Source organism: Nocardia brasiliensis IFM 10847 (assembly GCF_000710915.1).
GTDB classification, from domain to species: Bacteria; Actinomycetota; Actinomycetes; order Mycobacteriales; family Mycobacteriaceae; genus Nocardia; species Nocardia brasiliensis_A.
Genome location: NZ_BAUA01000049.1, coordinates 48,292 through 73,204, shown reverse-complemented (window position 1 = coordinate 73,204; position 24,913 = coordinate 48,292). Strand labels below are relative to the sequence as shown.

The 24,913-nt window shown below is 69.2% G+C and carries 21 protein-coding genes; 8 read left to right on the top strand and 13 right to left on the bottom strand.

Going from position 1 to position 24,913, the window contains the following annotated elements:
• Nucleotides 1–301: 301 nt before the first annotated feature.
• The 3 genes from NBRGI_RS10965 to NBRGI_RS10955 form a co-directional block, all read right to left on the bottom strand.
• Entirely contained in the window at nucleotides 302–2,620 is a 2,319-nt protein-coding gene (locus NBRGI_RS10965) for a TerD family protein (RefSeq protein WP_148310774.1), read from the bottom strand.
• 117 nt (nucleotides 2,621–2,737) lie between these two features.
• A complete protein-coding gene (locus tag NBRGI_RS10960; protein ID WP_029895147.1) occupies nucleotides 2,738–3,757 on the bottom strand; it encodes a hypothetical protein in 1,020 nt (339 codons plus the stop codon).
• Between the two features lie 77 nt (nucleotides 3,758–3,834).
• On the bottom strand, nucleotides 3,835–4,188 hold the full coding sequence (locus NBRGI_RS10955) for a VOC family protein (RefSeq protein ID WP_029895145.1): 354 nt from the start codon (nucleotides 4,186–4,188) through the stop codon (nucleotides 3,835–3,837).
• 76 nt (nucleotides 4,189–4,264) lie between these two features.
• On the opposite strand from NBRGI_RS10955, the gene NBRGI_RS10950 reads away from it, so the two are divergent.
• The gene (locus NBRGI_RS10950; protein ID WP_029895143.1) at nucleotides 4,265–4,840 is read left to right on the top strand and encodes a TetR/AcrR family transcriptional regulator; all 576 of its coding nucleotides are present in this window, start codon (nucleotides 4,265–4,267) and stop codon (nucleotides 4,838–4,840) included.
• Between the two features lie 18 nt (nucleotides 4,841–4,858).
• Here the strand turns inward: NBRGI_RS10950 and NBRGI_RS10945 are convergent, their stop codons facing one another.
• The 4 genes from NBRGI_RS10945 to lanKC all read right to left on the bottom strand — a co-directional run bounded on the left by NBRGI_RS10945 (nucleotide 4,859) and on the right by lanKC (nucleotide 11,321).
• Nucleotides 4,859–6,892, bottom strand: a complete 2,034-nt coding sequence (locus NBRGI_RS10945) for a prolyl oligopeptidase family serine peptidase (RefSeq protein ID WP_029895141.1) — start codon at nucleotides 6,890–6,892, stop codon at nucleotides 4,859–4,861.
• Nucleotides 6,892–8,157: an MFS transporter gene (locus NBRGI_RS10940; protein WP_029895138.1), complete on the bottom strand. Its 1,266-nt coding sequence runs from the start codon at nucleotides 8,155–8,157 to the stop codon at nucleotides 6,892–6,894. The genes NBRGI_RS10945 and NBRGI_RS10940 overlap by 1 nt, the downstream gene beginning before the upstream one ends.
• Before the next feature lie 191 nt (nucleotides 8,158–8,348).
• Nucleotides 8,349–8,474 (bottom strand): hypothetical protein, encoded by a 126-nt coding sequence (locus NBRGI_RS49600; RefSeq protein WP_256656750.1) that lies wholly within the window; start codon nucleotides 8,472–8,474, stop codon nucleotides 8,349–8,351.
• Nucleotides 8,475–8,693: 219 nt separating this feature from the next.
• Entirely contained in the window at nucleotides 8,694–11,321 is a 2,628-nt protein-coding gene (gene lanKC / locus NBRGI_RS10920; RefSeq protein WP_051727654.1) for a class III lanthionine synthetase LanKC, read from the bottom strand.
• Between the two features lie 175 nt (nucleotides 11,322–11,496).
• Here lanKC and NBRGI_RS10910 point away from each other — a divergent pair, with 175 nt between their 5' ends.
• The 5 genes from NBRGI_RS10910 to NBRGI_RS10890 all read left to right on the top strand — a co-directional run bounded on the left by NBRGI_RS10910 (nucleotide 11,497) and on the right by NBRGI_RS10890 (nucleotide 17,691).
• On the top strand, nucleotides 11,497–11,952 hold the full coding sequence (locus tag NBRGI_RS10910; RefSeq protein ID WP_029895132.1) for a hypothetical protein: 456 nt from the start codon (nucleotides 11,497–11,499) through the stop codon (nucleotides 11,950–11,952).
• Nucleotides 11,953–12,141: 189 nt separating this feature from the next.
• Complete coding sequence (locus NBRGI_RS10905; protein WP_029895130.1) at nucleotides 12,142–13,320, top strand: sensor histidine kinase; 1,179 nt, start codon at nucleotides 12,142–12,144, stop codon at nucleotides 13,318–13,320.
• Nucleotides 13,317–13,967, top strand: coding sequence for a response regulator transcription factor (locus NBRGI_RS10900; RefSeq protein ID WP_029895128.1), 651 nt, complete (start codon nucleotides 13,317–13,319; stop codon nucleotides 13,965–13,967). Before NBRGI_RS10905 ends, NBRGI_RS10900 begins: the two co-directional genes overlap by 4 nt.
• A 182-nt stretch (nucleotides 13,968–14,149) precedes the next feature.
• Nucleotides 14,150–15,982: an ABC transporter ATP-binding protein gene (locus NBRGI_RS10895; RefSeq protein WP_029895126.1), complete on the top strand. Its 1,833-nt coding sequence runs from the start codon at nucleotides 14,150–14,152 to the stop codon at nucleotides 15,980–15,982.
• Nucleotides 15,979–17,691, top strand: a complete 1,713-nt coding sequence (locus NBRGI_RS10890; RefSeq protein ID WP_029895125.1) for an ABC transporter ATP-binding protein — start codon at nucleotides 15,979–15,981, stop codon at nucleotides 17,689–17,691. Before NBRGI_RS10895 ends, NBRGI_RS10890 begins: the two co-directional genes overlap by 4 nt.
• Here NBRGI_RS10890 and NBRGI_RS10885 read toward each other — a convergent pair.
• The 5 genes from NBRGI_RS10885 to NBRGI_RS10865 form a co-directional block, all read right to left on the bottom strand.
• Nucleotides 17,688–18,362, bottom strand: a complete 675-nt coding sequence (locus NBRGI_RS10885) for a TetR/AcrR family transcriptional regulator C-terminal domain-containing protein (protein ID WP_029895122.1) — start codon at nucleotides 18,360–18,362, stop codon at nucleotides 17,688–17,690. The genes NBRGI_RS10890 and NBRGI_RS10885 overlap by 4 nt on opposite strands.
• 64 nt (nucleotides 18,363–18,426) lie before the next feature.
• Complete coding sequence (locus tag NBRGI_RS10880; protein ID WP_051727653.1) at nucleotides 18,427–19,587, bottom strand: bifunctional 2-methylcitrate synthase/citrate synthase; 1,161 nt, start codon at nucleotides 19,585–19,587, stop codon at nucleotides 18,427–18,429.
• On the bottom strand, nucleotides 19,587–20,501 hold the full coding sequence (gene prpB, locus NBRGI_RS10875; RefSeq protein WP_029895118.1) for a methylisocitrate lyase: 915 nt from the start codon (nucleotides 20,499–20,501) through the stop codon (nucleotides 19,587–19,589). Before prpB ends, NBRGI_RS10880 begins: the two co-directional genes overlap by 1 nt.
• On the bottom strand, nucleotides 20,501–22,003 hold the full coding sequence (prpD, locus tag NBRGI_RS10870; protein ID WP_029895116.1) for a 2-methylcitrate dehydratase PrpD: 1,503 nt from the start codon (nucleotides 22,001–22,003) through the stop codon (nucleotides 20,501–20,503). The genes prpB and prpD overlap by 1 nt, the downstream gene beginning before the upstream one ends.
• Nucleotides 22,004–22,190: 187 nt before the next feature.
• On the bottom strand, nucleotides 22,191–22,664 hold the full coding sequence (locus NBRGI_RS10865; protein WP_029895115.1) for a flavodoxin family protein: 474 nt from the start codon (nucleotides 22,662–22,664) through the stop codon (nucleotides 22,191–22,193).
• 623 nt (nucleotides 22,665–23,287) lie between these two features.
• On the opposite strand from NBRGI_RS10865, the gene NBRGI_RS10860 reads away from it, so the two are divergent.
• A complete protein-coding gene (locus NBRGI_RS10860) occupies nucleotides 23,288–23,605 on the top strand; it encodes a hypothetical protein (RefSeq protein ID WP_148310773.1) in 318 nt (105 codons plus the stop codon).
• Nucleotides 23,602–23,793 carry a hypothetical protein gene (locus NBRGI_RS10855; RefSeq protein WP_029895111.1) on the top strand — a complete coding sequence of 64 codons (192 nt, stop codon included), beginning with the start codon at nucleotides 23,602–23,604 and terminating at the stop codon, nucleotides 23,791–23,793. Before NBRGI_RS10860 ends, NBRGI_RS10855 begins: the two co-directional genes overlap by 4 nt.
• A 146-nt stretch (nucleotides 23,794–23,939) precedes the next feature.
• On the opposite strand, the gene NBRGI_RS10850 is transcribed toward NBRGI_RS10855, so the two are convergent.
• Nucleotides 23,940–24,728, bottom strand: a complete 789-nt coding sequence (locus NBRGI_RS10850; RefSeq protein ID WP_158439852.1) for an AfsR/SARP family transcriptional regulator — start codon at nucleotides 24,726–24,728, stop codon at nucleotides 23,940–23,942.
• Nucleotides 24,729–24,913 lie beyond the last annotated feature (185 nt).

Sequence of the window (24,913 nt, the reverse complement as noted above, 5' to 3'; positions counted from 1 at the left end):
TTGGTGTACCACAGATCCGATGACGACTCGGTGTCGTGGGTCGACGCCCGGCTACCGGCGCAGGAGCGCGTCGCGGCGATCTCCGAGACATCGAGGCTTGCAACATGATTCGGACCGCTAAACGCCGACGGCACCGTGCCCCGTGGCACCACCCGCGGCTGGCTGCCCGAGACCATCGATGAATGGAATGCCTGCCGCCCAGGCCATGGCGGGCGACCGCGCAAACAGACTCCCGGGCAGAGTTCGTGAGTAAGCCGAGTATGGACATCGGCTGGCCGGGACGCAGGATTGCCGAGTGGCGTCATCGTGGGCGACGGGCCGCCTCGGCGCGGTGCGCGGCCTCGGTCGCTTCGCGGTGGTGTCCCAGGTTTCGGTGCATGCGGGCGAGGTTGTCGAGGGTGGTCGCGAGGTGGCCGGCGTGCACGGAAGGGTGTGCGGCGGCTAGTCGTTCGAAGATATCGACGGCGCGCTGAGCCGGGACCAAAGCTTCGGTGAGGCGGCCGAGCACGGCCAGCCGGGCGCCCAGGGTGTGCAGCGCGAAGGCGAGTGATTGGGTGTAGGCGGCCGGTTGGACGGCGGCCAGTTGCTCCAGCAGCGCGGTGGCGCGCTGTGCTGCCGCCAGTGCCTCGTTGTGCATGTCGTTGGCGGAGAGCTTGTTGCTGAAGTTCGTCAGGGCGCGGGCCAGGTCGCCGGACGGGCCCGGCCGTGCCACGGCGAGCTTTTCGAAGCAAGCCACCGAGCGCTGGGCGGGACCGACGGCTTCGGCGTGAAAACCGCCGTGGTCGAGTCGATTCGCGAGCGTCTCCAACGCTCTGGCCATGATGTCGAGCTGGTTGTCGTCGGTGCCGGGCGATCGTTCGAGCAGTGCGACGGCGCGCTGTGCGCAGGCGATCGCCTCGGTGTTGTCCACCGCGCCGAGCAGAATGGCGAGGTTGTTCAGTGAATAACTCAGGTCGACAAGCCCGGTCGGGTTCGCTCTGGCGAGCTCGTCTCGGATCTGCACGACCTGGCGGGCGGCGCGCAATGCTTCGTCGGCCCGCCCACTGCTGTCGAGCGGTGCGATGAGATTGTGCAGCGCCAAGGCGAATTGGTGCCGATAGGTCGAAGGGTCCTCGGCGGCAAGGCTTTCGAATACTTCGACCGCACGCCGTGCCGGTGCCAGTGCGGTGTCGGGATCGCCGTTCTCTTCCAGCCGCAATCCCAATCGCATCGATGCCAAGGCGTACTCGGCGCGATAGCGTTGCGGCTCCTCGGCTGCCAGCTGGGCGTAGAGGGCGACACAGCGATGATTTTCCAGCACCGATTCCGCGAGCAAACCGGACTCGTCGAGCGCCGCGGCCAGTTGATCGAGTGCCTTCGCGTGGGCGGAGCGGAACACCGGGTTTGCGGCGGCGAGCTGTTCGGCGACGGCGACCCAGTTGCGCGCCGGTTCGATCGCGTCCTCGGGGCGGCCCAACCTGATCAATACCGTGACCAACTGGTCGAGCGCGTTGAGGCGGGCAACCAGGGAGCCGACCTGCCCGTCACCGAGCTGTTCGGTGAGTTGTGCTGTCCGGTAGGCGATCTCGATCGCTTGCTCGATGTGCCCGATCCGCGCCAGCAGGCCACGCAACGACACCATCGTCACCACGAGATCCTGCAGATGGGTGTCGGGGTCCCGCGCAGCCAGGTGCTCACGTAGTTGCGCGCTGCGCTGGACCGGCCCCAGCGCCTCGGTCGCACGGCCGACGTCGACCAGCCGATACGAGAGGTTCGACAGTGCGGTCGCGAGTGGTCCGAGATAGCGGTCCGGGTCCGTGGCGGCGAGGCGCTCCAGGATCTCGGCCGAGTGCCGGGTGTGTTCGAGCGCGGTGTCGAAGCGGTCGAGCTCGAACAGATAGACGCCCAGATTGCACAGTTCGATCGCCCACGAACCCTCGAACTCGCCCGGTTGGTCGGCGGACAGTTTCGCCAGCACCGCCACGGCTCGCTCGGAAGTCAGGGCGGCTTCGACGGTTTCGCCGTCGGCGTCGAGTCGCCTGGTGAGTTCGATCAGCCCAGCGGCCAAGTCGGGCAGCAGTTCTGGGTGGGCGGCCGCGGTTCGTTGCAGTTCCGCCACCGTGTGTCGCAGGTCGGGCAGGGCGTCGGCCGACGGGGCAGGCGTCGGGCCCCGCCGTTCGGGGGTGTCCGCGGTGAAGCCCAAATCGGCTGCGGCTGCGGCTATCCCACCACGATAACCTTGGCCGACGGCACGGATCCGCCATTGCTGCTGGCGTAGATAGATCTCGCAGGCGATCGTCGCCCGGTCTCCGGCGGTCGCGGGCATCGAGAACTCGACCAGCGGTTGACCCGAGCCGTCGACCGCGACGAGTTCCACCGGCGGCACGGTGTCGCGGTCGCTGAGGAGCACCACTACGCGCAGCACGCCGTTCAACTCGGCGAGGTCGAACTCGATATCGCTGCCCGACAAATGGATTCCCGAAATCTTGGCACCGTCGGACAGCACGTCGACCGCAGCGGCGGCGTCCTCCGGGAACACGACCGCGCGCACATCGATCGGACCCTCCCCGTGATCCACCCGCAGTCGAACCGTGAAAGCGGTCGTCGGCAGCGGCATATTCTGCCCTCGAGTGAGCTGCACAGCCCCACCTTCCCCTCGACCCCTGTCCGCGCCATGCTGTCCCCCCGATTCTCGTGCCGCAGCCCCGGCCCCGACAGTCGTTCACTCAGCCGACAGAGCCCGCAAAAGGGGCCGGGTTCAGGGACGGGGCACGATGGGGTTCCAGCGTCGCGCCAGTTCGTCGAGTCGATCGCGGATGCGGCCGATTCGTTTGGCGGGCGGCGTGCGCAGCGAGAACTGGGAAACCGAAAGGAGATCGGGGAGGTTCTGGGCAGGCTCGGGGACGTGCTGGTACTGCAGGATGCCGCCGAGTTCCGGGCCGTAGCCCAGATCGACGGTGATCTGGTCGGTCCGGTATTCGATGCGGTCGGCGATCGGCCGCGATGCGAGCGCCGCCACTTCGGGCAGCAGGCGCAGCAGCAACGCCGGTGCGAGGCCGATGATCACGGTGGCCGCCGCGACGGCAGGACAGGCGACGAGGACACGGCTGAACACGGTCCAGCCGACGGAGAAGACGCGGGCGCCGCGCGCGGGCATCGGCTGGGCGATCGCCTCGCCGATCGCGCTGAGACCGACGCCTGACGTCAACGCCCGTTCGAACCAGACGACGGGCAGGTTGTAGTGCCGGAAGATCAGTTGCCAGAACGTCAATCGCCCCTGGACCCGTTGCGCGAGTTGGTGCACGAGCACGGCCTCGAGTTCCGCGGGCCGGAGCCGCTGCAGGGATTCGGGCGGCACGGTGATCATCCGGTCGGGCACCAGGAACTGCCGGTCCGCGTCCTTGACCCACAACGTGGCGGCCGCGGCGGGCACTCCTACCTTGTGCGCGGCGTTCTCCCAGGCGGGCGTCAGCCGGAGTTGTTCCTCCTCGGTGGGTGGCCGCAGCCCGAAGATCCGCAACAACCAGCGCTGGTCGGGGACCAGGAATCGCGCCGCGCTCCAGACCGCGCAGACCATGAACCACGCGGCGGCGAGCGCGCCGGGAAAGCCGACGCCGACCGCACGGCCGAGTCCGTAGAGCAGCACGGTCAGCACCGCGGCGGACGGTAACGCAGAAAGCAGCAGCTCGGTCGCACCGCGCACGCGATCCGCGGGCGAGCGTCTGGCTACCGCAGCTCCGCCGGGGTAATTCGCCTTGGCGATCACTTCGGAGGTCATGTCCGACGGTAACAGCGGGTTCCGGCCATGCCCTGAACCTGCGGTGATCGCGGGATGACCGGTTGCCGACCGTCGGCTCAGTAGTACTGGACCAAGCAGAACTCGTGGTCCTCGGGATCGGCGAGGACGACCACCACCCCTTGGTCGTATTCGTGCCGCTCGCCGGTCTCGCGGCCGCCGAGCGCGACGACCTGGGCGATGCCCTGCTCGATATCGTCGACCGCGACGTCGAGGTGCAGCCGGACCTTCTCCCGCTTCGGCGTGCGCACGGGCTGGAATACGAGGCGCGGTAGCGGGTCGTCACGGTCGCCGAGATACACCCATCCCGGACGGGACAGTCCGCGCGGGCGACCCAGCAGCGTGCTCCAGAACTCGGCCACCGTCTCCACGTCCAAGCAGTCGATGGTCACACCGACCCAGCGATTCGTCATCCTTGCGACCTTGCCACAGTCCGGCGTTGATATACGGTCACGTATACAGCGGAGAAGTCGAGTGAGGAGTTGCGAGGTGGCCGTGGCCCGCACGCCACGCCAGGCGTGGATCGAGCAGGGGTTGCAGACGCTGGCCGCGCGCGGTGTAGCCGCGGTGCGCATCGAGGTGCTGGCCAAGGCGCTCGGCGTGACCAAGGGCGGCTTCTACGGATACTTCGCCGATCGCAACGCACTGCTGGAAGAGATGCTGGACACCTGGGAACGGGAGAGCATCGATGACGTGCTCGCCCGGGTCGAAGACGAGGACGATCCGCGCGTCAAGATCGTGCTGGCCGGGCAATTGACGCTGTCGAGGGAGCGGCTGCTGGCCATCGACCTGGCGATCCGCGATTGGGCTCGCCGCGACGAGGCGGTGGCCGAACGTCTGCGTCGGGTGGACAACCGGCGGATGGCCTTGCTGCGCAGCACGATCGGCACTTTCTGCGACGATCCGGACGAGATCGAGGCGCGCAGCCTGCTCGCCTTCTGCGCGGCCATCGGCAACCAGTTCCTCGTCGCCGACCACAACGGCCGCACCCGGGACGAAGTGCTGGCCCGCGCCTCGGCGATCATCCTCGACCGCCCGCCGGACCGGCCGTCGCCCGGATCGTGACGACGGCCGATCCTCGGCTCACTCTTCGAGCGCCAATCCGGTGTGCTGGGCGACGAAGGCGAGCAGGCAGATGAGCGCGCGGTCGGAGGACGGGCCGCCGCCCGCGTGGCCCTTGCCGACGATCACGTCGAGCAGCACCGGGCCGCCGGTCTCGCGTTGCAGCGCGGCGACCATCTTGCACGAGTGCACGGGCGGCACGCGGGTGTCGCTGTCACCGGTGGTGAACAGGGCGGGCGGCCAGCGGCGCGGTTCCTCCCCGGTGTGCGCGGTGACGTTGTAATAGGGCGAGTAGCGCAGCAGCACCGGCAGTGCCGCGGGATCGTCGGCGGAGCCGTACTCCTCCCGCCACGCGCGACCGAGCCCCCATCGTTCGTAGCGCACCATGTCCAGCGGAGCGCCCGCGCTGACCACCGCGGCATAGTCCGCGGGCCGCTGCACCATGGCGCCGACCGCCATCAGCCCGCCGTTGCTGCCGCCGAGCAGTGCGAGTGCGCCGCGCCGCGTCCAACCGGTATTTACCAGCCAGTCACCCGCCGCGTGCAGGTCGGCGAACGCGTTGAGCTTGTGCAGGCCGGCCCCGTCCCGGTGCCAGCGCCGCCCGCGTTCGCCGCCGCCGCGCACCCCGGCGATGGCCATCACGCCGCCGGCCAGCACCCAGGTGAGTCCGTCCGGTTGATAGCCGGGCCGGAAGGTGATGCCGAAGCCGCCGTAGCAACTGAGGATCGTGGGTCTCGGCACCGGTGGACCGGCGGGTGCGAGCACCGTGACGGGCACCTCGGTGTCGTCGGCGGAGCGGTAGGTCGCGCGGGTGACGGTGATGCCGGGCAGTTCGCGTGAGACGGTCTCGGTCGGGCACACCTGCCCCGACCGCAGGTCCAGTCGCCAGGCGCCGAGCGGCCGGATCCAGTCGGTGTAGCTCAGCACCAGCACGCCGGGTTCGTCGGTGGATCTGATGCCCGCAACCGTTCCGGCGCCGGGCAATTCGGCGTCGAACAACCAGTCGCCGCGCACTGCGTCGTGCACCGACAGCTCGGCGTAGCCGTCTCTGGTGCGCAGGATCAGAAGCCGGTCCCCGCCGTCGGCCGGGGCCAGCGCGAACGCGGCCAGCACCGCGGGCTCCGCGGCCCGGACCAGTACCCGCCACGAGCCCCACCCGCCCGTCGGCAGGGGTTCGGCGACGAGCAGCTGCCCGAATTCGCAAGTGGCGGTGGAGATCGCGAAGATGCGGCCCGCCGCATCGAGCACGACCCCGGCGGAGGAGAGCCCACCGAGTTCGAGCGGACGCAACGAACCCCCTTCGCGCAGATCGGCGATCGAGACGCGGGTGGTCCGGCTGGTGCCCGCCCGCCCGGTGACGATGAGCCAGCGGTTGTGCCAGAAGGTGAGATGGTAGCGGCCGACGGGGTTCTCGTCGCCGACGAGGAGTTCGTCGTCGGCGAGCCGGGTGCCCACCCGATGCCGGTACACCCCACTGCCGCAACCGTTCTCGTGTCCCCGCACATAGAAGTAGCCACTGCCGTCGGCCAGCCACTCCACCGGTGCGTACCGGGTCAGCGGGCACGTGTGCAGCACTGTGCCGGTGGCGGCGTCGAGCAGAGCGAGCGGGGTCGTGTCCTCGGCGCCGCCGACACTGGCCTGCACGGCGACGAACCGGCCGTCGGGCGAGGGCGTCCAGCGCCGCAGGATCGCACCTTTGCCGAGCACCGCCGCATCGAGCAGCGTCCGCCACTCGCCCTGCGGACCGTCGGCGACCTCCAACTGCCACGGTCCCGCGGAATGCGTCCGACCCACCCGGAACCGGCGGGCGCCGCCGGATTTCACCGGAGACGCGGTCGGCCCCGCGACAATGATGTCGCGCAACACCTCTCGCAACCGATCCTGACCGGGCAGCGCGTCGAGGTAGCTGTCGGCCAGTTGGCGCTGGGACCGCACCCAGGCGCGGTTGCCCGGGTCGGCCAGATCCTCCAGCCGCCGGAACGGGTCGGGAATTCGATTGCCATGCAGCACATCCCACGTGTCCGACGCGGCGATATAGGGGTATTCAGCAGTCATCACGCCACCTTCACCATCGGATCGGCAACGCTGTCGCGGGCGGCGGGTGTGCGGCCGACGAACAGCAGAAATACCAGGGAAGCAACGAGATCGGCGGCGACGAACGACCAGATCCCGGTGCGGGCACCGAATCGCTCGCCGAGCACGCCGCCCAGCAGCGCGCCGAGCAGGTTCGCCGCCGTGGTCCCGGTGGCCAGCAGCGCACCGACCCGGGCGAAGTACCCGTCGCCGACACCATCGCCCAGCACCGTCACCAGCGCGATGTTGAGTACCGCGCCGAAGAACATCGGCACGGCGGCCCCGAGGCAGGCGGCGAGCAACACCATCGCTGTCGGTCCGGTGGCCATCGGCAACAGCGCCGTGCCGACGGCGCCACCGAGTACCGTGACGGCGAGTACTCGCCGGGCGGGCACCGCCTTGGCGTGCAGGCGCGGGGCCAGCAGCGCACCGGCCGCGGCGAACAGCGTCGCCACGACCGCCGGAATTCCGTACACCGCAACGGGTATCGCGACTTCGTCGAGCAGGAACACCGCTCGCAAAGCGGCGGTGCCGCCCGCCGCGGCCCCACCCACCAGCAGGTACATCGCCAATGCTGCCAGTAGCGGGTGACCGCGCAAAGCCGTTACGCCGTCGAGGAATTCGCGCCCGAAGCCGCTGCGCGGTGCGGTCTGGCGCCGGTCGGGCGCGTCGAGTCCGGCCAGGCAGTAGGCACTGAACAGATAGGTGAGCGCGTCACCGGCGAACATCGCCGCCGCGCCGATCGTCGTGACCATCGGCCCGGCGACCGAAGCGCCGATCGATCGGGTCAGCATCGTCGTCGACTGCAATCCGGCGCGCGCCCGGCCGAGATCGGTGATCCCGAGCGTGGCCAGGTGGGCGAAGTACAAGCCTTCGATCACCACCCTGGCCAGCCCGAGGACGAACGACAGCGCGGCCAGCCCGACCACGGTCAGCACGCCCGCGCCCATCGTGGCGGCGCAGCACAGCACCGCCGCCGCGGCGACCAGGTCGGCCGCGATGAGCAGCCGGCGTGGTCTGCGCACCCGGTCGAGGAGCACCCCGGCCGCCGGCCCGAGCACCAGCGGCGGGATCATCGCGCTGGTCACGATGAGCGAAACCGCGTGCGGCCCCGCGCCCAAACCGACGACCGCGACCACGGAGACCGCGGTGCCGGTGAGGGTGCTGCCGAACGTCGAGGCCGCCTGCGCGACCCGGTAGCGCCGAAGATCGGCCGCGGGGGAGGCCACGGTAGCTGAGGTACTCATCGTTTCACCCGAAATACGCGTCGTCGCAATAGACGACGGAGAACACACTGATCGGCGCGTCGTCGATCAGATCGTCATCGGTGCTCATGGTCGCCAGCGCGACCATGTTCTGGTTTTCCATGTTTCTTTCCTTCTGGGATACAAGAGATTTCGCCGGGCGCGGGTAGCACCCGCGCCCGGCGATCGTCGGACTACAGCACCTCTTCCGAGCCGCCGCCCTGGCCGCCGCCGCAGTGGTGCTCGCTGTAGGAACTCATCGGCGCGTCGTCGCCGAGCTCCGGGTCGGACTGCAGCTGGAGCTTCAGTACCTTGGTCATGTTGTTCACCTCCTCTCGATTCGTGGTTCGGGTCGCTATTGGTCGTCGTCCGAGCCGCAGTGATGGACGCTGGTGGCGCTGAACGGCGTGTCGGCGCCGAGTTCGGCCGGGCTCAGACCACCACCTCCTCCTGGTTGCAGTGGTGCTCGCTGTACGAGCTGAGCGGCGCGTCGTCGCCGAGCTCGGGGTCGGCGTGCAGCTGGAGCTTCAGCACCTTGGTCATGGGTTCACCTCCTCCCGAAAGCGCTTTGCGGACAGTCGGTCCGGGGGCTGAGCGGTGTGCTCGGCGAGGCAGTGGTCGAGGGTGAACAGCGGATCGGCGACGCCGGCGGTGGCGTGCTGCAGGGCCAGCAGGATGCCCGCGGAACCGGTGGCCAGATCGGCGCTGAGGCGCTGTCCGAGGCCGCCGAGCCAGCGCACGCCGGTGCCGTCCGCGATCGCGTACTTGAACAGCGCGGTCGCGCGGCGGTCCGGGTCGGGCAGGAAGTTCTCTTCCCGGAATCGAGCCGCCACGTCGGCGTGTACGAGTGTCAAGCCCGCCTGGCCTCGGCACAGCCCGGGCGCCGCGGTGAACCGAATGCCAACGGCGCGAACACAACTGCGCAGCACCGCGGCGAGTTCCGGGTCGGGCCGGTGGCCGAGATACCGGGCTAGGACGTAGGCGTAGCCCGCGCTGCCGCATGCCAGGTACGGCATGTTGCGCCGGTCGGTGTCCGAGACCCGGAAACCCAACGCGCCGACGGGGATCGGCTCGGTGTGCCCGAGTTCGGCACGCAGCAGCCGTAGCCCGCGTTCGAACGGCTCGTCGGCCCCGGTGCACATCGACAGGTAGTAGAGGGCGAGCGCGATACCGGTCCTGCCGTGCGCGAGGCCGGACGGATGGTCCGGGCCGAGCGCGGCGCGCAGTGCCGCGCCGTCGGGTATCGCGTCGAGCAGTCGTTGCGCCTGCTCGAGGTGGGCAGCGTCGCCGGTGCGGTGAAAGAACGACAGGTGCGTCATCGCGACGCCCGCCGCACCGCCGCCCCAGCTCGGCGACTCGGTCGCCAGCCGGTGGCCGCTCGCCGCGGCGAGGAGGGTCAGCGCCGCATCACGGTCGCCGAGATCGTCGAGCACCCAGGCGATTCCGGCGTTGCCGTACAGCAGGCCCGGCCCGGTCCGATGCCGATCACGCAGGGCCGTGCCGCGCAATCGTGTGACGATCGCGGGATCGATGTCGCGCTCGGCGGCGCGCAAGGCGTGCAGCACGCCGGCGGTGCCGTAGGCCACGCACGCGGTGTTGGTCCGATGTCCCTCCGGCGCAGTGGGGTACACCCACCGCGGGTTGGTGAGCTCGGCCATGCGGGTCAGGGCGTCGGCCGTCCGATCGCGCAGCCACCGCACCGCTTCGGCGGGCGCACCACGCACTTCCTCGGGTGAAGGCAGGTGCCGCACCGCGGGCGCGGTCCGCGACTGCACCACGGTTGCCCATAAATCCGCTGGGGGAGGGCACAATTCGGCAAGATCGGCGTACAGGTGATCCAGCGTCTCGGGGCTGCGCCGCGCGGCTTCGTGCATCGGGAAGACCAGCAGTTGCGCGATCGCGCGCAGGCCGTAGGCGTCGACGTGCAGTGGATCGATCTTCGCCCGCGCCCCGGGCGCACGGGATTCCGGCGGTTCGTAACCGGGCGTGCCGAGCAGGCCGAGCGGGTGGTCCACGGGCTGAGTGGCCTCGAAGTCGATGAGCCGCACCGTGTCGTGCTCGTCGACCAGGACGTTGCCAGGGGAGACGTCGACGAAGGCGTAGCCGAGGTCGTGCAGGGTGCTCAACTGGGTCGTGAGCTGCGCGAGCAGGTGTGCGCACCGCCGGTAGTAGGCGGCGAACACGGTCGGGTCGGCTCCGGCGTGGATCAGCGGATTCGTCGCGACCGTCCACTTGCTGAGTGTGCGACCCGGCACGAATTCGGTGACGAGGTAGGTGTGCTCCCATTCGGTGAACAGCTCGACCGGCGCGGGGGCGAGGCCGGGGGCGGCGGCGTGCAGGGCACGCAGCGTCAGATACTCGCGCTCCAGCCGGGTGCGTGCGTCCTCGGTGCCCGCGTAACCGTTGTGGGCGCGAGCCTCTTTCACGAAAACCGGGGTGCCGTCCGCGCGGCGGGCGCGATACGCGCCGCCGGCGTTGCTCGGCTGCAGCACGGTTTCGAAGGTGTAACCGTGGAAGTTCACGTCCTCGTCGCCGTCCGCGTCGGCCACCGGGCCGAACGGGTCGGCGACGCCCGCGGGCAGCAGGAAGCCCGGGCGGCGCTCGTCGGGCACCTCGGTGCCGTCGAGTGCGAGCATGGTCGGTACCCGCGTGCCGTCGGCTTGCAGGCGATGGCGCGGACGGAACGCGCCGTAGCGGTAGGACACGCACTGTGAGGTGCCGAAGCGGCGGTCGGTGAGCACGTACGGCCCTGCGACTCCGGACAATTCGCGTTCCAGCCGTTCGAGCAGGGCGTACGCGAGCTGCGGTGTCGGCGGGTACACCGCGCAGAACTTGCCGCTCTGCACTCGGCTGCCGTGCTTGCCGTGCAGCCAGAGGAAGTACTGCCTGCCGGTGAGATGCTTGAAGGCGACGCCCAGGTCGGCACACGCGGTGCTCACCACGTCCAGTACCTGCTGGGCGGAGCCGAGTGCCGTGGAGACGTGCACCTTCCAGCCCTGCGCCAGCAGTTCGGTATGCGGGGGAGTCCAGTGCGTCCACACCTCGGACTCGCGCCGGGTCCAGCCGTGCGGGGGCCGGGTCGGGTTGTAGCGCCTGCCCGGGTCGGTACGGTCGAAGGGTTCGTAGTAGTCGGGGTGGGCGAACGTGAACGCCGTATCTTGCACCATTGGAGTCACGTCCTCTCGGATTCGGCCTGGTCGGCGGGGGAATCGAACGAGTCAAGAATGGCCCGACGGCACCCTGCGGCGAATCGGCCTACTGCGGTGTCGTGCGCGTACCGCACCACGACGAGAAACCTCATCGCGCCGTCGTAGCAGTGCGATTCGTGCGACACTGCTGCCCATGACGAGGCGGACCTTGGTCGTGGTGTACGCGGTCGACGCGGCCGGTGCCACGGGGGAAGTCCTCGGCGCGGGCACTTTGATCGAACCGGAATTCGTCCTGGTCGACCCGCCGCTGAACCAGGCGCTCGCGCAACAGCCGCGGTCGTTGCGGGTCGGTGTGTTCGCGGCCGAGGACGGTATCGCCGAGGTGATCGATGTCGCGCGGGTCCGGGTGGTCCCCGACGCCGCCGAACTGGTGCTGCTGGAGCTTGCCGCGTTCTCCGCCGCGCCGGTGCGTGGTGTGCCGGTGGTACTCCAGGAAGATCCGCTGGGCTTCCCGGGGTTCGAGCAGCCGAGCACTGCCGAGATCGTCGCGGCCGTGCGCGTGGTGCTCGCCGAGGCACCACCGCCGACGCTGCCCGAGATCCCGGTGGAGGACCCGCTGCGGTTCATCTTCCGGCTATTCGGCGGCTGATCCCACGAATTCGACCGTCCGCAACACTATCTCGGCAGGTTAGAGCGGGTAGAACCGCAGACCTGCCGACCTGATCCGTGGGAAACTGCTGCTCATGACGCGGCAGATATCGGCGAGCCGAGCGGTATGCGGCGGCCGGTGCCGAGCGGTCGCGGCCGGTGGACCTCCGGCCGGGAAAGCCGGGCGGTCGTGACGGAGTCGCGGCAAACCAGGGGCGCGTCGCGGTGGGGTCGCGCCGTCGACGTCGCGCTGGTATCCGTCACCGGCGCGGTGGATCTGGCGTTCTGGGGCGGGGAGCAGCACCTGATCGGTGGTGCGACGCTGCCGCTCTGGGTGATACCGCTCGCCGTCGCCGGCCTCTGCCTGAGCCTGCTGGCGCGCCGCCGGTTCCCGCTGCGGGTGTGGCTGGTCGCGTGGCTGTACACCGGGGTGAATCTTGTTGTCCCGGAATACTATCCGTTCGCTTTCCTGCTGGTGGCGAGCTATGCGGTGGCGGGGCGGGTACCCGGGGTCACCGCACGGCTGGTGCTCGTCGCCTCCGCCTTGCCGCTCGGACTGTTCAGTTATCGGTTCGCGCAGGCCGAACCCGTCGAGTCCCAGCTGCGCGGCTTCCTGGCCGCCGCGCTGGCGTGGACGGTCTTCCTCGGTATCGCTTGGGGTCTGGGCAGATTGGCGCACGCGCGCGACCAACATGCCCGAGCCGAGCAGGAGCGACTCGCCGCAGCGGCCGAAAAGGCGCTGGCCGCACAGCGTTTGCGGCTCGCACACGAACTGCACGACAGCGTCACCGGTGCCGTGGCAGGCATGATTCTGCATGCCGGCGCGGCTCGCGTCTTCGCCGCCGACGGCGACCGCCGCGTGCAGCAGGCACTGGAGGTGATCGAGCAGGCGGGCACCCAGGCGATGACCGAATTGCACTCCATGCTCGGGCTGTTGCGCTCACCCGCGCCGGACGGCACGGCAGCGGCCCGGTTCGCCGACGTCGAACGGTTGCTCGAAGCCGCGCGGCGCGCCGAGCTGGAGGTGCGCCTCGACGTCACCGGAACCGCCCGGCCGCTCACACCCGACGCGGATCTCGCGGCCTACCGGATCGTCCAGGAATCCCTCACCAATGTCCGCAAACACGCGGGTCGCGGCGCGACCGTCACGCTCGGTGTCGCATGGACCGAGCGCACCCTGGACCTCACCGTCCGCAGCTCCGGCGGCACCGCGGCACCCGCTGCCGCCGCGCTGTCGACCGGCGCCGGGCTGCGCGGCCTGCGCGAACGCCTCGATGAGCTGGGCGGCGCGCTGACCTCCGGACCGGAAGCCGACGGTTGGTGCGTGCATGCGACCCTGCCCGCGCACGCGTCGATCGAGGCGCCATGACGATCACCGTGGTCGTCGCCGAGGACGAGGCGCTGGTGCGCGCGGGCTGCGTCCTGCTGCTGAGCGCCACTCCCGACATCGAGGTGATCGGCGAGGCCGCCGACGGTGCTGTCGCCATCGAAGCCGTGAAAACCCTGAGTCCCCAAGTGGTTCTGATGGACCTGCGGATGCCGGTGCTGGACGGTATCGAAGCGACCAAGGCGATCACCAGCACCCCCGACGCGCCGGCGGTCCTGGTGCTCACCACCTTTCACGAAGACATCGCCGTACAGGAGGCGCTCGCCGCGGGAGCCAGCGGCTTCCTGCTCAAACACGCCGCCCCCGCCGATCTCGCCCAGGCCGTGCGCTGCTGCGCGGCCGGCGACGGCTGGCTCGATCCCGCGATCGTCGGCAGCGTCCTCGGCGCGCTGCGCCGCGCGGGCCCACGCGCGGTCACCGCCCCCGCCGCCCTCACCGCGCTGACCGCCAGAGAACGAGAAGTGCTCGTACTCATGGCCTTGGGCCGTTCCAACGCCGAGATCAGCGCCGAACTGTTCATCAGCCCCGCGACCACCCGCACCCACGTTGCCCACGTGATCGCCAAAACCGCCTCCCGCGACCGCACCCAAGCCGTCGTTCTCGCCTACCAGAGCGGCCTCATGACCTGACCGTCTTGTGCGCGGTGTTGCGGCGGGGAATGCCTTCTATTGCGGTGCAGAGGCCGAAGATTCGGGCATGGGTGGTCCAGCCGTTGATGTGGCCGCGGTTGTTGCCGATCTGGACTCGGGAGTCGCCGACGGAGGGAAGGCGTTGTAGTCTGTTTGTACGCGTACGAAAATGAGGAGGCGGGATGGACGCCATCGACCTCGCTGCGGCGACCGAGCGATCTGCGACGGTGGCGGACAGCGGCGGAACGGAACCGAGGGTGGCGGAGTTGGTGCGGCCGTATGCGCCTGCCTTCGCGCTGGTCGCGGTGTTGCAGATCGTCGGGGCGGTGGCCGGGTTGGCGCCATTGCTCGCGGTGGTGGAGTTGGGGCGAACCCTGTTGTCGCCCGGTCCGGTCGACGACGCGCGGGTGTGGACCGTGGTGCTGATCGGGGCGGGCGGGCTGCTGGTGCGACTGTTGTTCACCGGGGCGTCGTCGGGGGTCGGGCACCTGCTCGACGCGCGGGTGCAATTGTCTTTTCGCCGCCTGCTGGCGGCGCGACTGGGGCGGGTGCCGATCGGCTGGTTCTCCCGCCGGCGGACCGGTGAGCTGGCGAAGGTGGTGGGGCCGGACGTGAGCGCGGTGCACCCGCTCATCGCGCACGCCCCGGGTGAACTGGTCGCGGCCTTCGTGGTGCCACTGGTTTCGCTGGTCTACCTGTTCGCCATCGATTGGCGCCTCACCTTGATCGCGATGATCCCGGTGCTGCTCGCGGTCGCGCACGTGCCGCTGTTCATGACGGCGAAGCGACAGCGCGAGCAAACGCAGATCGACGCGGCGATGGGCCGGATCTCCAGTGCCGCCATCGAATTCGTGCAGGGGATAGCGGTGATCAAAGCCTTCGGCGGCGGTGCTCGCGCGCATCGCGAGTTCCGCACGGCGGCAGACACTTTCACCGAGACGTTCCGGCGTTGGGTATTCGGCATCTCCGGCATCGCGGCGGGTATGCAGCTGGCGCTGTCGCCGCCGTTCGTGCTGCTGGTGCTGTTGCTCGGTGGCACGGCGTTGATCACGAACGGTTCGCTGGCACCGGCGGATCTACTCCCGTTCCTGCTGTTGGGACTGGGGCTGACCGCGCCGGTGGCGGCACTGGGGCACGGCTTCGACGACCTGCAGGCCGCCGGGCGCGCGGTCGGCCGGATCAAAGAGGTGCTCGCGGTGCCACCGCTGCCGGAACCCGCGCAACCGCTTGTGCCGCAGGGGCATCGGGTCGAACTGCGCGAGGTCCGGTTCGGCTATGCCGCCGACCGCGTGGTGCTGCGCGGCATCGACCTGGTGCTCGAACCGGGGACGGTCACCGCGCTCGTCGGCCCCTCGGGCAGCGGCAAGTCCACGCTGGTGCAGCTGTTGCCACGGTTCTTCGATCCGACCCACGGCTCGGTCACCCTGGGCGGTATCGATCTGCGCGACCTGAGCAGCGCGGAGCTGTATCGGCGGGTCGCCTTCGTCTTCCAGGACGTCCGCCTGCTGCGCGCGTCGATCGCGGACAACATCGCCCTCGCGGTGCCTCACGCGGACCGCGCGGACGTGGAGCGCATCGCTCGGCTGGCGAACATCCATGACCGGATTCTCGAACTGCCGCACGGGTACGACTCGGTCGTCGGCGTCGACGTGAAACTGTCCGGCGGTGAGGCGCAACGGATTTCGATCGCGCGCGCACTGCTCTCCGCCGCCCCGGTGCTGGTGTTGGACGAGGCGACGGCGTTCGCCGATCCGCAGACCGAGCACGCGGTGCGCACCGCGCTCGCGACCTCGAGCGGCGACCGGACGATGCTGGTCATCGCGCACCGGCTGGAGACCGTCGCCGACGCGGACCTCGTCGCGGTACTCGACGACGGCGTCATCGTCGAGCGCGGTCGCCCGGCCGAATTGCTCGACCGCAACGGCAAGTTCGCCGAATTCTGGCGATCCCACCGAGCCGCGCGCACCGACGAGATCGAAACCTACGGTGGCGCACTGCAAGGAGAACTCCGATGATTCGCATGCTGTTGCACCTGCTCGGGGATGAATACGCCCGGCCGATGCGTCGTACCGTCGCCCTGATGACCGTGACCGCGGTGGCCGAGGGATTGTCCTACGCGCTGTTGGTACCGGTGCTGCGGGCGTTGTTCGGGAGCGCTCCGGCGCACGCGTGGCCGTGGCTGATCGCGTTCGGGGCCGCGGTCGCGGCCTACGCGCTGTTGCGCTATCGCAGCGACCTGTCCGGGTTCCGGGTCGGGACGGCGATGCTGAGCGGGGTGTACCACCGCTTCGGCGATCATCTGGCCCGATTGCCCCTGGGCTGGTTCACTTCTCGCCGCGTAGGGGAGGTGTCGGCGCTGGCCGGCGAGGGCGTGCTGCAAGCGATGAGTGGGGCGGCACATCTGTTGTCGCCCTTCATTTCCGCGCTGGTGACGCCGTTGACGATCGTGGTCGTGATGTTCGCGTTCAACTGGCAGCTCGGCTTGGCGGCGCTGCTCGCCGTGCCGGTCGTGGCGGCGGTGCAGGTGTGGACCGGGCGCTCGATGGCCGCGACCGACGCCGAACGCTGCGAACGCAGCGCCGAATCGACCGCACGTGTCATCGAATACCTGCAGGCACAGCCGGTGCTGCGGGCGGGCGGCCGGACCGGCGAACGCTTCCGGTCACTCGATGACGCACTGTCGGGCGTGCAGCGCGCGGCGCGCCGTTCGACGCTGTCGGCGTTGCCCGGCATTCTCGGCCTGACGCTCACGGTGCAGGCGTTCTTCACCGCACTCCTGGCACTGGGCGCGTATCTGGCCCTGCATGGAACGGTAGGCGCGGCAGAGGTTTTGGTGATCCTCGTGCTGGCCGCGCGATGCGCGGATCCGCTGCTGGCCCTGGCGGAGATCGGCGGCAAGATGCGCGGCGCGCGGGCGGAACTGGCTCAGCTCGACGCCGTGTTGCGCGCCGCGCCGCTGCCGGAGCCCGCTGCTCCCGTCCAGCCCCGCGATCATGATCTGGAGTTCGACGCGGTGACGTTCCGGCAGCACGGCCGCACACTGATCGACGAGCTGTCGTTGTCGGTGCCGACGGGCCGGCGGCTCGCGGTGGTCGGACCGTCCGGGGCGGGCAAGAGCACACTGCTGCAGCTGCTCGCGCGGTTCTACGACGTCGACGCGGGCGCGGTGCGCGTCGGCGGCGTGGACGTGCGCGAGATCAGCACCGAGGTGCTCATGGATCAGATCGCCATCGTCTTCCAGGACGTCTATCTCTTCGACGGCACGATCGAGGACAACGTGCGGCTCGGGCGTCCCGGCGCCGACGCGGACGCGGTGCGGGCGGCGGCGACCGCGGCGCGCCTGGACGAGGTGATCGAGCGCCTGCCCGAGGGCTGGGCGACGCAGGTCGGGGAAGGCGGTGCGCTGCTGTCCGGCGGTGAGCGCCAACGGGTTTCGATCGCTCGTGCGCTGCTGAAGAATGCCCCGATCGTGCTGCTGGACGAGGTGACCTCGGCGCTGGACCCGGTGAACGAGGCGGCGGTGCACGTGGGCATCGAGCGGTTGCTGGCGGGACGGACCGTGGTGCTGGTCGCGCACCGGTTGCGGACCGTGCAGCGGGCCGACCGGATCGTCTTCCTGGACGGCGGCCGGATCGTGGAGCAGGGCACGCACGACGAATTGCTGCGCCGCGCGGGCCGGTACGCCGATTTCTGGCATCTGTCGCTTACCCCCGCCGGGAGCTAGTTGTCTCCCCGGCAGGTCGCGAGCAGGCCGTCGACGATCGCGGTCAGACCCTCGCGATGCGAATCGCGGGCGGTGAGCTCGGGCCAGCGCCGCGCGACCGCCGCGAGATGCGGGTGGGTGTCGGCCGGGACGGCGCCGATGGCCTGTTCCTCGTAGATGTCGGAGCCTCTGGCCCGGCGTCGTTCCCGGTGCACCCGCACGATCAGGTTGCCGACGATGTAGTACCAGATCGTGCGGTACACGGTGACGGCTTCCTCCGGCGTGCAACCGTAGTCGACCGCGGCGCCCAGCATCATCTCGACGAACCAGAGCGCGGAGTCGGCCATCAGGTCGTCGCCGGTCAGTACCTCGATGATCCATGGGCGCTCGGCGAGCAGTTCGAACAGCAGGGTCGCGGTGGCGATGAGCCGTGCTCGGGGATCGGCCGGAAGTTCCGGGCGCGGAAGGCCTTTGGCGTGCGTCTCCAGCACCAGCAGGAGCAGTTCGTCCTTGTCGCGCACGTAGTAGTAGGGGGCCATGGGCGCGGTGCCGAGTTCGTGTGCCAGGCGCCGCATGGACAGCTTCTCCGACCCTTCGGACTCCAGGATGCGGGTGGCCGCGGCGACGACCGCCTCCAGGGACAACCGGGGTGGCCGGCCTGCGCTCTTCGCACGACGTGCTGCTGGGGGCATTCATCCATCTTCCACGATGAGTTCCCCCAGCAGGGCAGGACCTGGCGGTTTCGGGTGATCGAGATCAGGCGACGACCGAACGCTGTGGCACGCCGACGTATTCGCTCAGCGGGCGGATCAAGGCGTTGGATTCGCCCTGTTCGATGATGTGCGCGGCCCAGCCGGTGATGCGGCTCAGCACGAAGATCGGCGTGAAGACCTCGATATCGAAGCCGAGCAGGTAGTACGCGGGCCCGGTCGGGAAGTCGAGATTGGGCGCGAGGCCGGTGGCCTCGGCCATCGTGCGTTCGAGGATCTCGTACATCCGCACCCACCGTGCGCCGTCGGTCGCGGCGGCGATGTCGAGGAACGCCTGTTTCATGGTCGGCACCCGGGAATCACCGTTCTTGTAGACCCGATGGCCGAAGCCCATCACCTTTTCCTTTTGCGCCAGCTTGGCACGCAACCACTGTTCGGCCAGGGCAGGATCGCCGATCGCGAGCATGTCGTGCATGACCGCCTCGTTCGCGCCGCCGTGCAGTGGACCCTTGAGCGCGCCGATGGCCGCGGTCACCGCGCTGTAGATATCGGACAGCGTCGAGGTGACCACCCGCGCGGCGAAGGTCGAGGCGTTGAAGCTGTGCTCGGCGTACAGGATCAGCGATACCTCGAACGCGTGCACCAGTTCCCGGGACGGGACCTTGCCGAAGCACATGTTCAGGAAGTTCTCGGCGAAGCCCAGCTGCGAATGCGGCGCGATCGGGTCCTGGCCGTGGCGACGGCGGTGATCGGCGGCGACGATGGTCGGCAGCACCGCGAGCATTCGTAAAGCCTTGGCGCGGTTGGCCGCCGGGCTGTTGTCGGCCTCCGCGGGGTCCTCGGCGCCGAGGTAGCTGATCGCGGTGCGCACCACGTCCATCGGATGGCAGTTGTCGGGCATCTTGGTCACGAGCGACAGCAGCGACCGATCGACGCGGCGGGCGGCCCGCTCCTGCTGGCAGAACCGTTCCAGCTGAGCGTCGTCGGGCAGTTCACCGTGCCACAGCAGGTAGGCGACCTGCTCGAAACTGCAGTGTGCGGCCAGATCCTGCACGGCGTAGCCGCGGTAGGTCAGCGAATTGGTCTCGGGCACCACCTTGGACACCGCGGTGGTATCGACGACGACGCCCGCGAGTCCCTTGTAGATCGTCGGTATGGCGGAGGCCTCGCTCGCCCGGCCGCCGTCGCGCACCGAATCGCTGTTCATTACTGGTCCTTCCCCAGCCTGAAATTGAATATCTCGGAGTCGAATTCGTTGTAGCGCTCGTAGTCGAGCAGTTCGTAGAGCCTGCTGCGGTGCTGCATCTTGTCGAGCAGCCCCGCCTGGGTGCCCTCGGCGAAGATCTCGCGCAGGCCCTGTTCGGCGGCCCACATCGCCAGCCGCAGTGTGGATACGGGATAGATGACCGCGTTGTAACCGATCGACTCGAGCGTTCCCGCGCTCAGCAGCTTGGACTTGCCGAACTCGGTCATGTTGGCCAGCAAGGGAATCGAGACCCCCGCGCGGAACTTCGCGAAATCGGCTGCGCTGTAGAGCGCCTCGGTGAAGATCAGGTCGGCTCCCGCGTCGGCATAGGCCTTCGCCCGATCCACGGCGGCATCGATGCCTTCGATACCGGCGGCGTCGGTGCGCGCGCAGATCACGAAATTCGGGTCGCGTCTTGCGGATACGGCGGCGCGCAGGCGGCGCACCATCTCCTGCGTCGGCACCACGGCCTTGCCGTCCAGATGGCCGCAGCGCTTGGGGTTCACCTGGTCTTCGAGATGACATCCCGCGATACCGGCGTCCTCCAGCAGCGTCACGGTGCGGGCCGCGTTCATCGGCTCACCGAAACCGGTATCGGCGTCGATGAGCACGGGCAGATCCGTGACCCGCGCGATCTGGCGGCCGCGCTCGGTGACCTCACTGAGCGTGGTGAGCCCGATATCGGGCAGCGCGAGTTCGGCGGACACCACCGCGCCCGAGACGTAGACGCCTTCGAACCCGATCTCCTGGATCAGCTTGGCAATCAACGGATTGAAGGCGCCGGGTAATCGCTGGATACTGCCTGAGGCCAAGCCCGCCCGGAACGCCGCGCGTTTGTCGGCGGCCGAGGTCGCCGCCGCCAGCAGGCCGGTCATCAGAACAGTCCCTTGGGCGACTGCGGTGACCGTGCCAGCACCTCGTCGGAAACAGCGAAGGTGAGCCCGCTCAGCTCGGCGGGTGCGAGTTCGGCCGTGCGCTGCGCGACATCGAGGAACCGATCCTGCTCGGCGGGGTCGATCACGCCGTCGGCGAGCGTGCGGAACTTCGCGATGTACTGTTCGCGCGCGAACGGCCGTGCGCCGAGCGGGTGTGCGTCGGCGACGGCGAGTTCGTCGGTGACGACTTCGCCGCTCTTCAAGGTGATTTCGGCGCGGGCGCCGAACGCCTTCTCGTTCGGGTCGGTCGAGTGGTAGCGGCGCGTCCACTCCGGGTCCTCGGCGGTGCAGATCTTGCGCCACAGTGCGACGGTGTCGGGCCGCTGTGCGCGCTCGGGCGCGTAGGAGCGTTCGTGATGCCAGGTGCCGTCCTGCAGGGCGACCGCGAAGATGTACATGATCGAGTGGTCCAGGGTTTCGCGCGAGGCCGCGGGGTCGAACTTCTGCGGATCGCCGGATCCGGTGCCGATCACGTAGTGCGTGTGATGGCTGGTGTGCAGCACGATCGAGGCGATCTGGTCCAGATCGCCGACCCGCTCGCGCAGGCGGAACGCCAGATCGATCGGCGCCTGGCTCTGGTACTCCGCGGAGTGTTGCTTGGTGTAGGTGTCGAGGATGCCGCGCTTGGGCTCGCCCGGTCCGGGCAGCGGCACGGAGTACTCGGCCCGCGGCCCGCCGAGCAGCCAGGCGATCACCCCGTCCTCGCCCTCCCAGATCGGCGCCGGCGCACCCTCACCGCGCAGCGCGCGATCGACGGCCTCGACCGCCATCTTGCCCGCGAACGCCGGTGCGTAGGCCTTCCAGCTGGAGATCTCGCCCTTGCGTGACTGCCTGGTCGCGGTGGTCGTGTGCAGCGCCTGCCCGACTGCCTGGTAGATAGTCTCGGTGTCGAGCCCGAGCAGCGTGCCGATGCCGGCCGCGGCGGCGGGGCCGAGGTGGGCGACGTGGTCGATCTTGTGCTCGTGCAGGCAGATCGCCCGCACCAGATCCACCTGGATCTCGTAACCCGTTGCCAGGCCACGGATCAGGTCCGCGCCGCTGCGCCCGGTGTGCTGGGCCACGGCCAGGATCGGCGGAATGTTGTCACCGGGGTGCGAGTACTCCGCGGCCAGGAAGGTGTCGTGGAAGTCGAGTTCGCGCACGGCGACGCCGTTGGCCCAGGCGGCCCATTCGGGGGAGTAGGCGCCACCGACGCCGAACACCGCGGCGCCGGGCCGGTACGGGTGGGCCAGGGCCTGGGCCCGCGCGTTGGCGACCGGACGGCGGGTAATGGACGCGGCCGCGACCGCGGCGTTGTCGATGATCCGGTTGACGATCATCTCCGCGGTCTCCGGCACCACCTCGACCGGATCGGCGGCGACCTCGGCGATGTGCCAGGCGAGGTGCTCTTCGCGCGGGAACGGCTCGGCGGAGCGGTGGGTGCGAACGAGATGATGCTTCATGTTTCGCACGCTACCGAGCCGCGCGCGGACCGGAACCGCCTCGCAAATGCCTATTTTTGCGGAACCGGATCGGCGAAGTTGCGAAGGTTGTGCGTACCGCTGCGATCGCAGCCGGCCGCGGGAACGCTGCCGGAACACGAAAAACCCCCGGGGTGTCCGGGGGTTTCGAGTGCGTGCCCGCTAAAGGTCAGGACGGGGCGCCGATCCGGGAGCGCAGGCCGACGGCGAAGGTGCGCGCCGCGTCCAGATCGTCGGCGTCGGGGTGCCCCTTGCGGATCCCGCCGACGATCTTGAGCGGCAGCCAGGTGTCGAAACCGCGGCAGGTGAAGACGTCGACGACCGAGAAGCCCTTCTGCTCGATCAGCTTCGACAGCGTGCGGGTGTACTGCCGGAACTTCGGCTCGGGGAAGCCGCTGCTGGCGAACACGAACGCCTTGCCGCGCTGCCCCTCCGGGAGGGACTTGACGAAGTCACGCAGCTCCGGGTGGAAGGCCATGTTGAAAATGCCCGAGCCGAACCCCACCAGGTCGTAGGTGGCGAGCTCGGCAGCGTTGATCTGGCCGGGTTCGACCACCCGGGCCTCCAGGATCTGGCCCATGACGTCGGCGATCCTCTTCGTGTTGCCATGCGACACGGAGGTGCACACGATGATGGCCTTCATGACGATGCTCCTTTCGCTTTCTCGAATTCACTGTGCTGCTGGTCAGAGCGGGTCACAGGCTCTCTTTCCGTAATGGTCCAGTCGCGAGCCACCCCGTCAGCCTATCGGTGCGGAATGGGCGGGGAAATTATCCGAACGGAGTAGTGCGCGTGCCTCCATTCACCCACCCTGTTCCGCTATCGCCGCGCAACAGGCGGGAGATATCAGGGGAATACGCGGCTCTGCAACCGTGGGCAGTGCCAAGACGACAGCGCCCGAAGGAGCAGACAGATGTCCGAGGCATTATGCGAAAATCCGACCTGCCGCAGCGCCGTGGCGATCGAAACATTGCGATCCACGCCACCGGCCGACGATGTGCGCGTGTGCCCCGATTGCCTGTCTCGCTTTTTCGAGACGTTGCGGCAATTGCCGGTGCTGTACGCACGGTGCGGCGAGTTACTGCAGGGCGAGCGCAACCGCAGGATGGCACCGGCCCGAGGCGGACTGCGCCAGGGCATCGTCCTCAAGGACGCGCTGGTCGAAGCCCGAACGGAGCTGCTGGCGCTCGCGGCGTCGTGGGCGGCCATGGTGGTGGACGAGGCCCCGGCCGCCCCCGGCGGCCGCGCCGCGACATCACCACGCTGGTGGATTTCCTGCTGCAGTATGGGGATTGGCTGGCCGCGCATCCGGCGATCATCGACGCGATGGACGAGTTCGCCGAGGTGCACGCCCTCGCCCAGCAGGTGATCGACCCGGTGCCGAACCAGATCGAGGTGGGCGACTGCGATCGCCCGGGGTGCCACCAGAAGGTGTACGCCCAGCTGGCCACGGCCGGGCCCGGCGACAGCCTGGTGCGTTGCTCGGCGGGGCACAGCTGGCAGCCGCATCAGTGGCTGGCGTTGCAGCGACGGGTGAGCCGGCCGCAGCGGCACGCCGTGCGGCGCGGGGAGGCGGTCGCATGACCATCCAGTTGGCCGACCGGCGCCTGGTGCCGACCGAACTCGCCGCGCTCGCCGCGGGAGTCAAGCAGGAGACCATCCGGAAATGGGCGAGTCGCGGCAAACTGACCCGGTACGGCAGACCCGGTCGCGCCGAGTACGACCTGTCCGAGATTTTCGTACTGCTCGGCGACCCGGAACCGGCCCGATAGCGAGAACGCGGGCACGGCAACAGCTTTCATACCGCTGTCGCTGTGCCCGCGTCGGTTGTGCGGTGTCCGCCGCAGCGGCCCGGTGCCGCAGGATGCGATTCTGCCGACCGGATCGCGCGCTGCGGCGGGCCGTCAGTGCGCCGAGCTCACCCGGCACGCCGCGCCGGTTCGAACAGCGCCGGCCGAGGCAGACTTTCACCTCCGGCCAGAATGGCCCGTTCCAGCTTGCGCAGTTCATCGGAGGGTTCCAGCCCGACCTGCTGGATCAGCGTGGCCCGCGCCCGCTGAAAGACCTCCAGGGCCTCGGCCGTGCGCCCGCAGCGGTACAGGGCGAGCATCAGGTAACCATAGGTTTCTTCCCACAGCGGATGCGCGTCGACATGTGCTTGCAGGTCGGGCACGATTTCCCAGGCCCGGCCGAGTGCCAGCTCGATCCGGAACCGGGACAGTTCCGCGGCCACCCGCCGCTCGGTGAGCGGGTAGGCGATGCGCTGGATGCGATCGCTGGGCACATCCGCGAGCACCGGTCCGCGCCACAGGCGCAACGCCATCCGCAGCGCGACCAGCGCGCCGGTGAGATTGCCGTCCTGCTCCTGCACCCTGGCCTGGGCCAGCAGGTCGTCGAACTGGGCGCTGTCCAGGTTGGATCTGTCGAAGACCAGCCGATACCCGGGCGCGCGCGTCTCGATGGCGGCCGGGCAACCGCTGTCGGCGAGCACCCGGCGCAGCACCGAGATGCAGATCTGGATCTGCGATCGTGCCGTCGCCGGGGGTTCGCCGTCCCACACCGCATCGGTCAGGCTTTCGATAGAGGTGACGCGGTTTGCCTCCAGTGCGAGCAAGCCGAGTACGGCTCGCTGCCGGTACGAGTCGAGCCGAGGCATTCCCGTATCACCTTCGATCTCCAGCGGACCGAGAATTCTGATCTCAACCATTGTGTGTCCATCCATCTCAACCGGACTCGTCGAGCGAATCCGTTGTTGCATCCCTACTTCCAATATCAAAACCGACTGCAACCGGCCCGCCAATCCATCCTGTGGGACCACGCTGCGTCGAAAGGAGTAGCCGGATCGCACAAACGTCGCATCGATGCCCTCGATAATCGGGGCGTGCATCCGGT

Coding starts and splice junctions, on each gene's coding strand:
- NBRGI_RS10900 (WP_029895128.1), top strand. CDS start 13,317: ATGACGATCACCGTGGTCGTCGCCGAGGACGAGGCGCTGGTGCGCGCG.
- prpB (WP_029895118.1), bottom strand. CDS start 20,501: ATGACCGGCCTGCTGGCGGCGGCGACCTCGGCCGCCGACAAACGCGCG.
- NBRGI_RS10960 (WP_029895147.1), bottom strand. CDS start 3,757: ATGACCTCCGAAGTGATCGCCAAGGCGAATTACCCCGGCGGAGCTGCG.
- NBRGI_RS49600 (WP_256656750.1), bottom strand. CDS start 8,474: ATGACCAAGGTACTGAAGCTCCAGCTGCAGTCCGACCCGGAGCTCGGC.
- NBRGI_RS10880 (WP_051727653.1), bottom strand. CDS start 19,587: ATGAACAGCGATTCGGTGCGCGACGGCGGCCGGGCGAGCGAGGCCTCC.
- NBRGI_RS10865 (WP_029895115.1), bottom strand. CDS start 22,664: ATGAAGGCCATCATCGTGTGCACCTCCGTGTCGCATGGCAACACGAAG.
- lanKC (WP_051727654.1), bottom strand. CDS start 11,321: ATGGTGCAAGATACGGCGTTCACGTTCGCCCACCCCGACTACTACGAA.
- NBRGI_RS10855 (WP_029895111.1), top strand. CDS start 23,602: ATGACCATCCAGTTGGCCGACCGGCGCCTGGTGCCGACCGAACTCGCC.
- prpD (WP_029895116.1), bottom strand. CDS start 22,003: ATGAAGCATCATCTCGTTCGCACCCACCGCTCCGCCGAGCCGTTCCCG.
- NBRGI_RS10895 (WP_029895126.1), top strand. CDS start 14,150: ATGGACGCCATCGACCTCGCTGCGGCGACCGAGCGATCTGCGACGGTG.
- NBRGI_RS10850 (WP_158439852.1), bottom strand. CDS start 24,728: ATGGTTGAGATCAGAATTCTCGGTCCGCTGGAGATCGAAGGTGATACG.
- NBRGI_RS10885 (WP_029895122.1), bottom strand. CDS start 18,362: ATGCCCCCAGCAGCACGTCGTGCGAAGAGCGCAGGCCGGCCACCCCGG.
- NBRGI_RS10890 (WP_029895125.1), top strand. CDS start 15,979: ATGATTCGCATGCTGTTGCACCTGCTCGGGGATGAATACGCCCGGCCG.
- NBRGI_RS10945 (WP_029895141.1), bottom strand. CDS start 6,892: ATGACTGCTGAATACCCCTATATCGCCGCGTCGGACACGTGGGATGTG.
- NBRGI_RS10955 (WP_029895145.1), bottom strand. CDS start 4,188: ATGACGAATCGCTGGGTCGGTGTGACCATCGACTGCTTGGACGTGGAG.
- NBRGI_RS10940 (WP_029895138.1), bottom strand. CDS start 8,157: ATGAGTACCTCAGCTACCGTGGCCTCCCCCGCGGCCGATCTTCGGCGC.
- NBRGI_RS10910 (WP_029895132.1), top strand. CDS start 11,497: ATGACGAGGCGGACCTTGGTCGTGGTGTACGCGGTCGACGCGGCCGGT.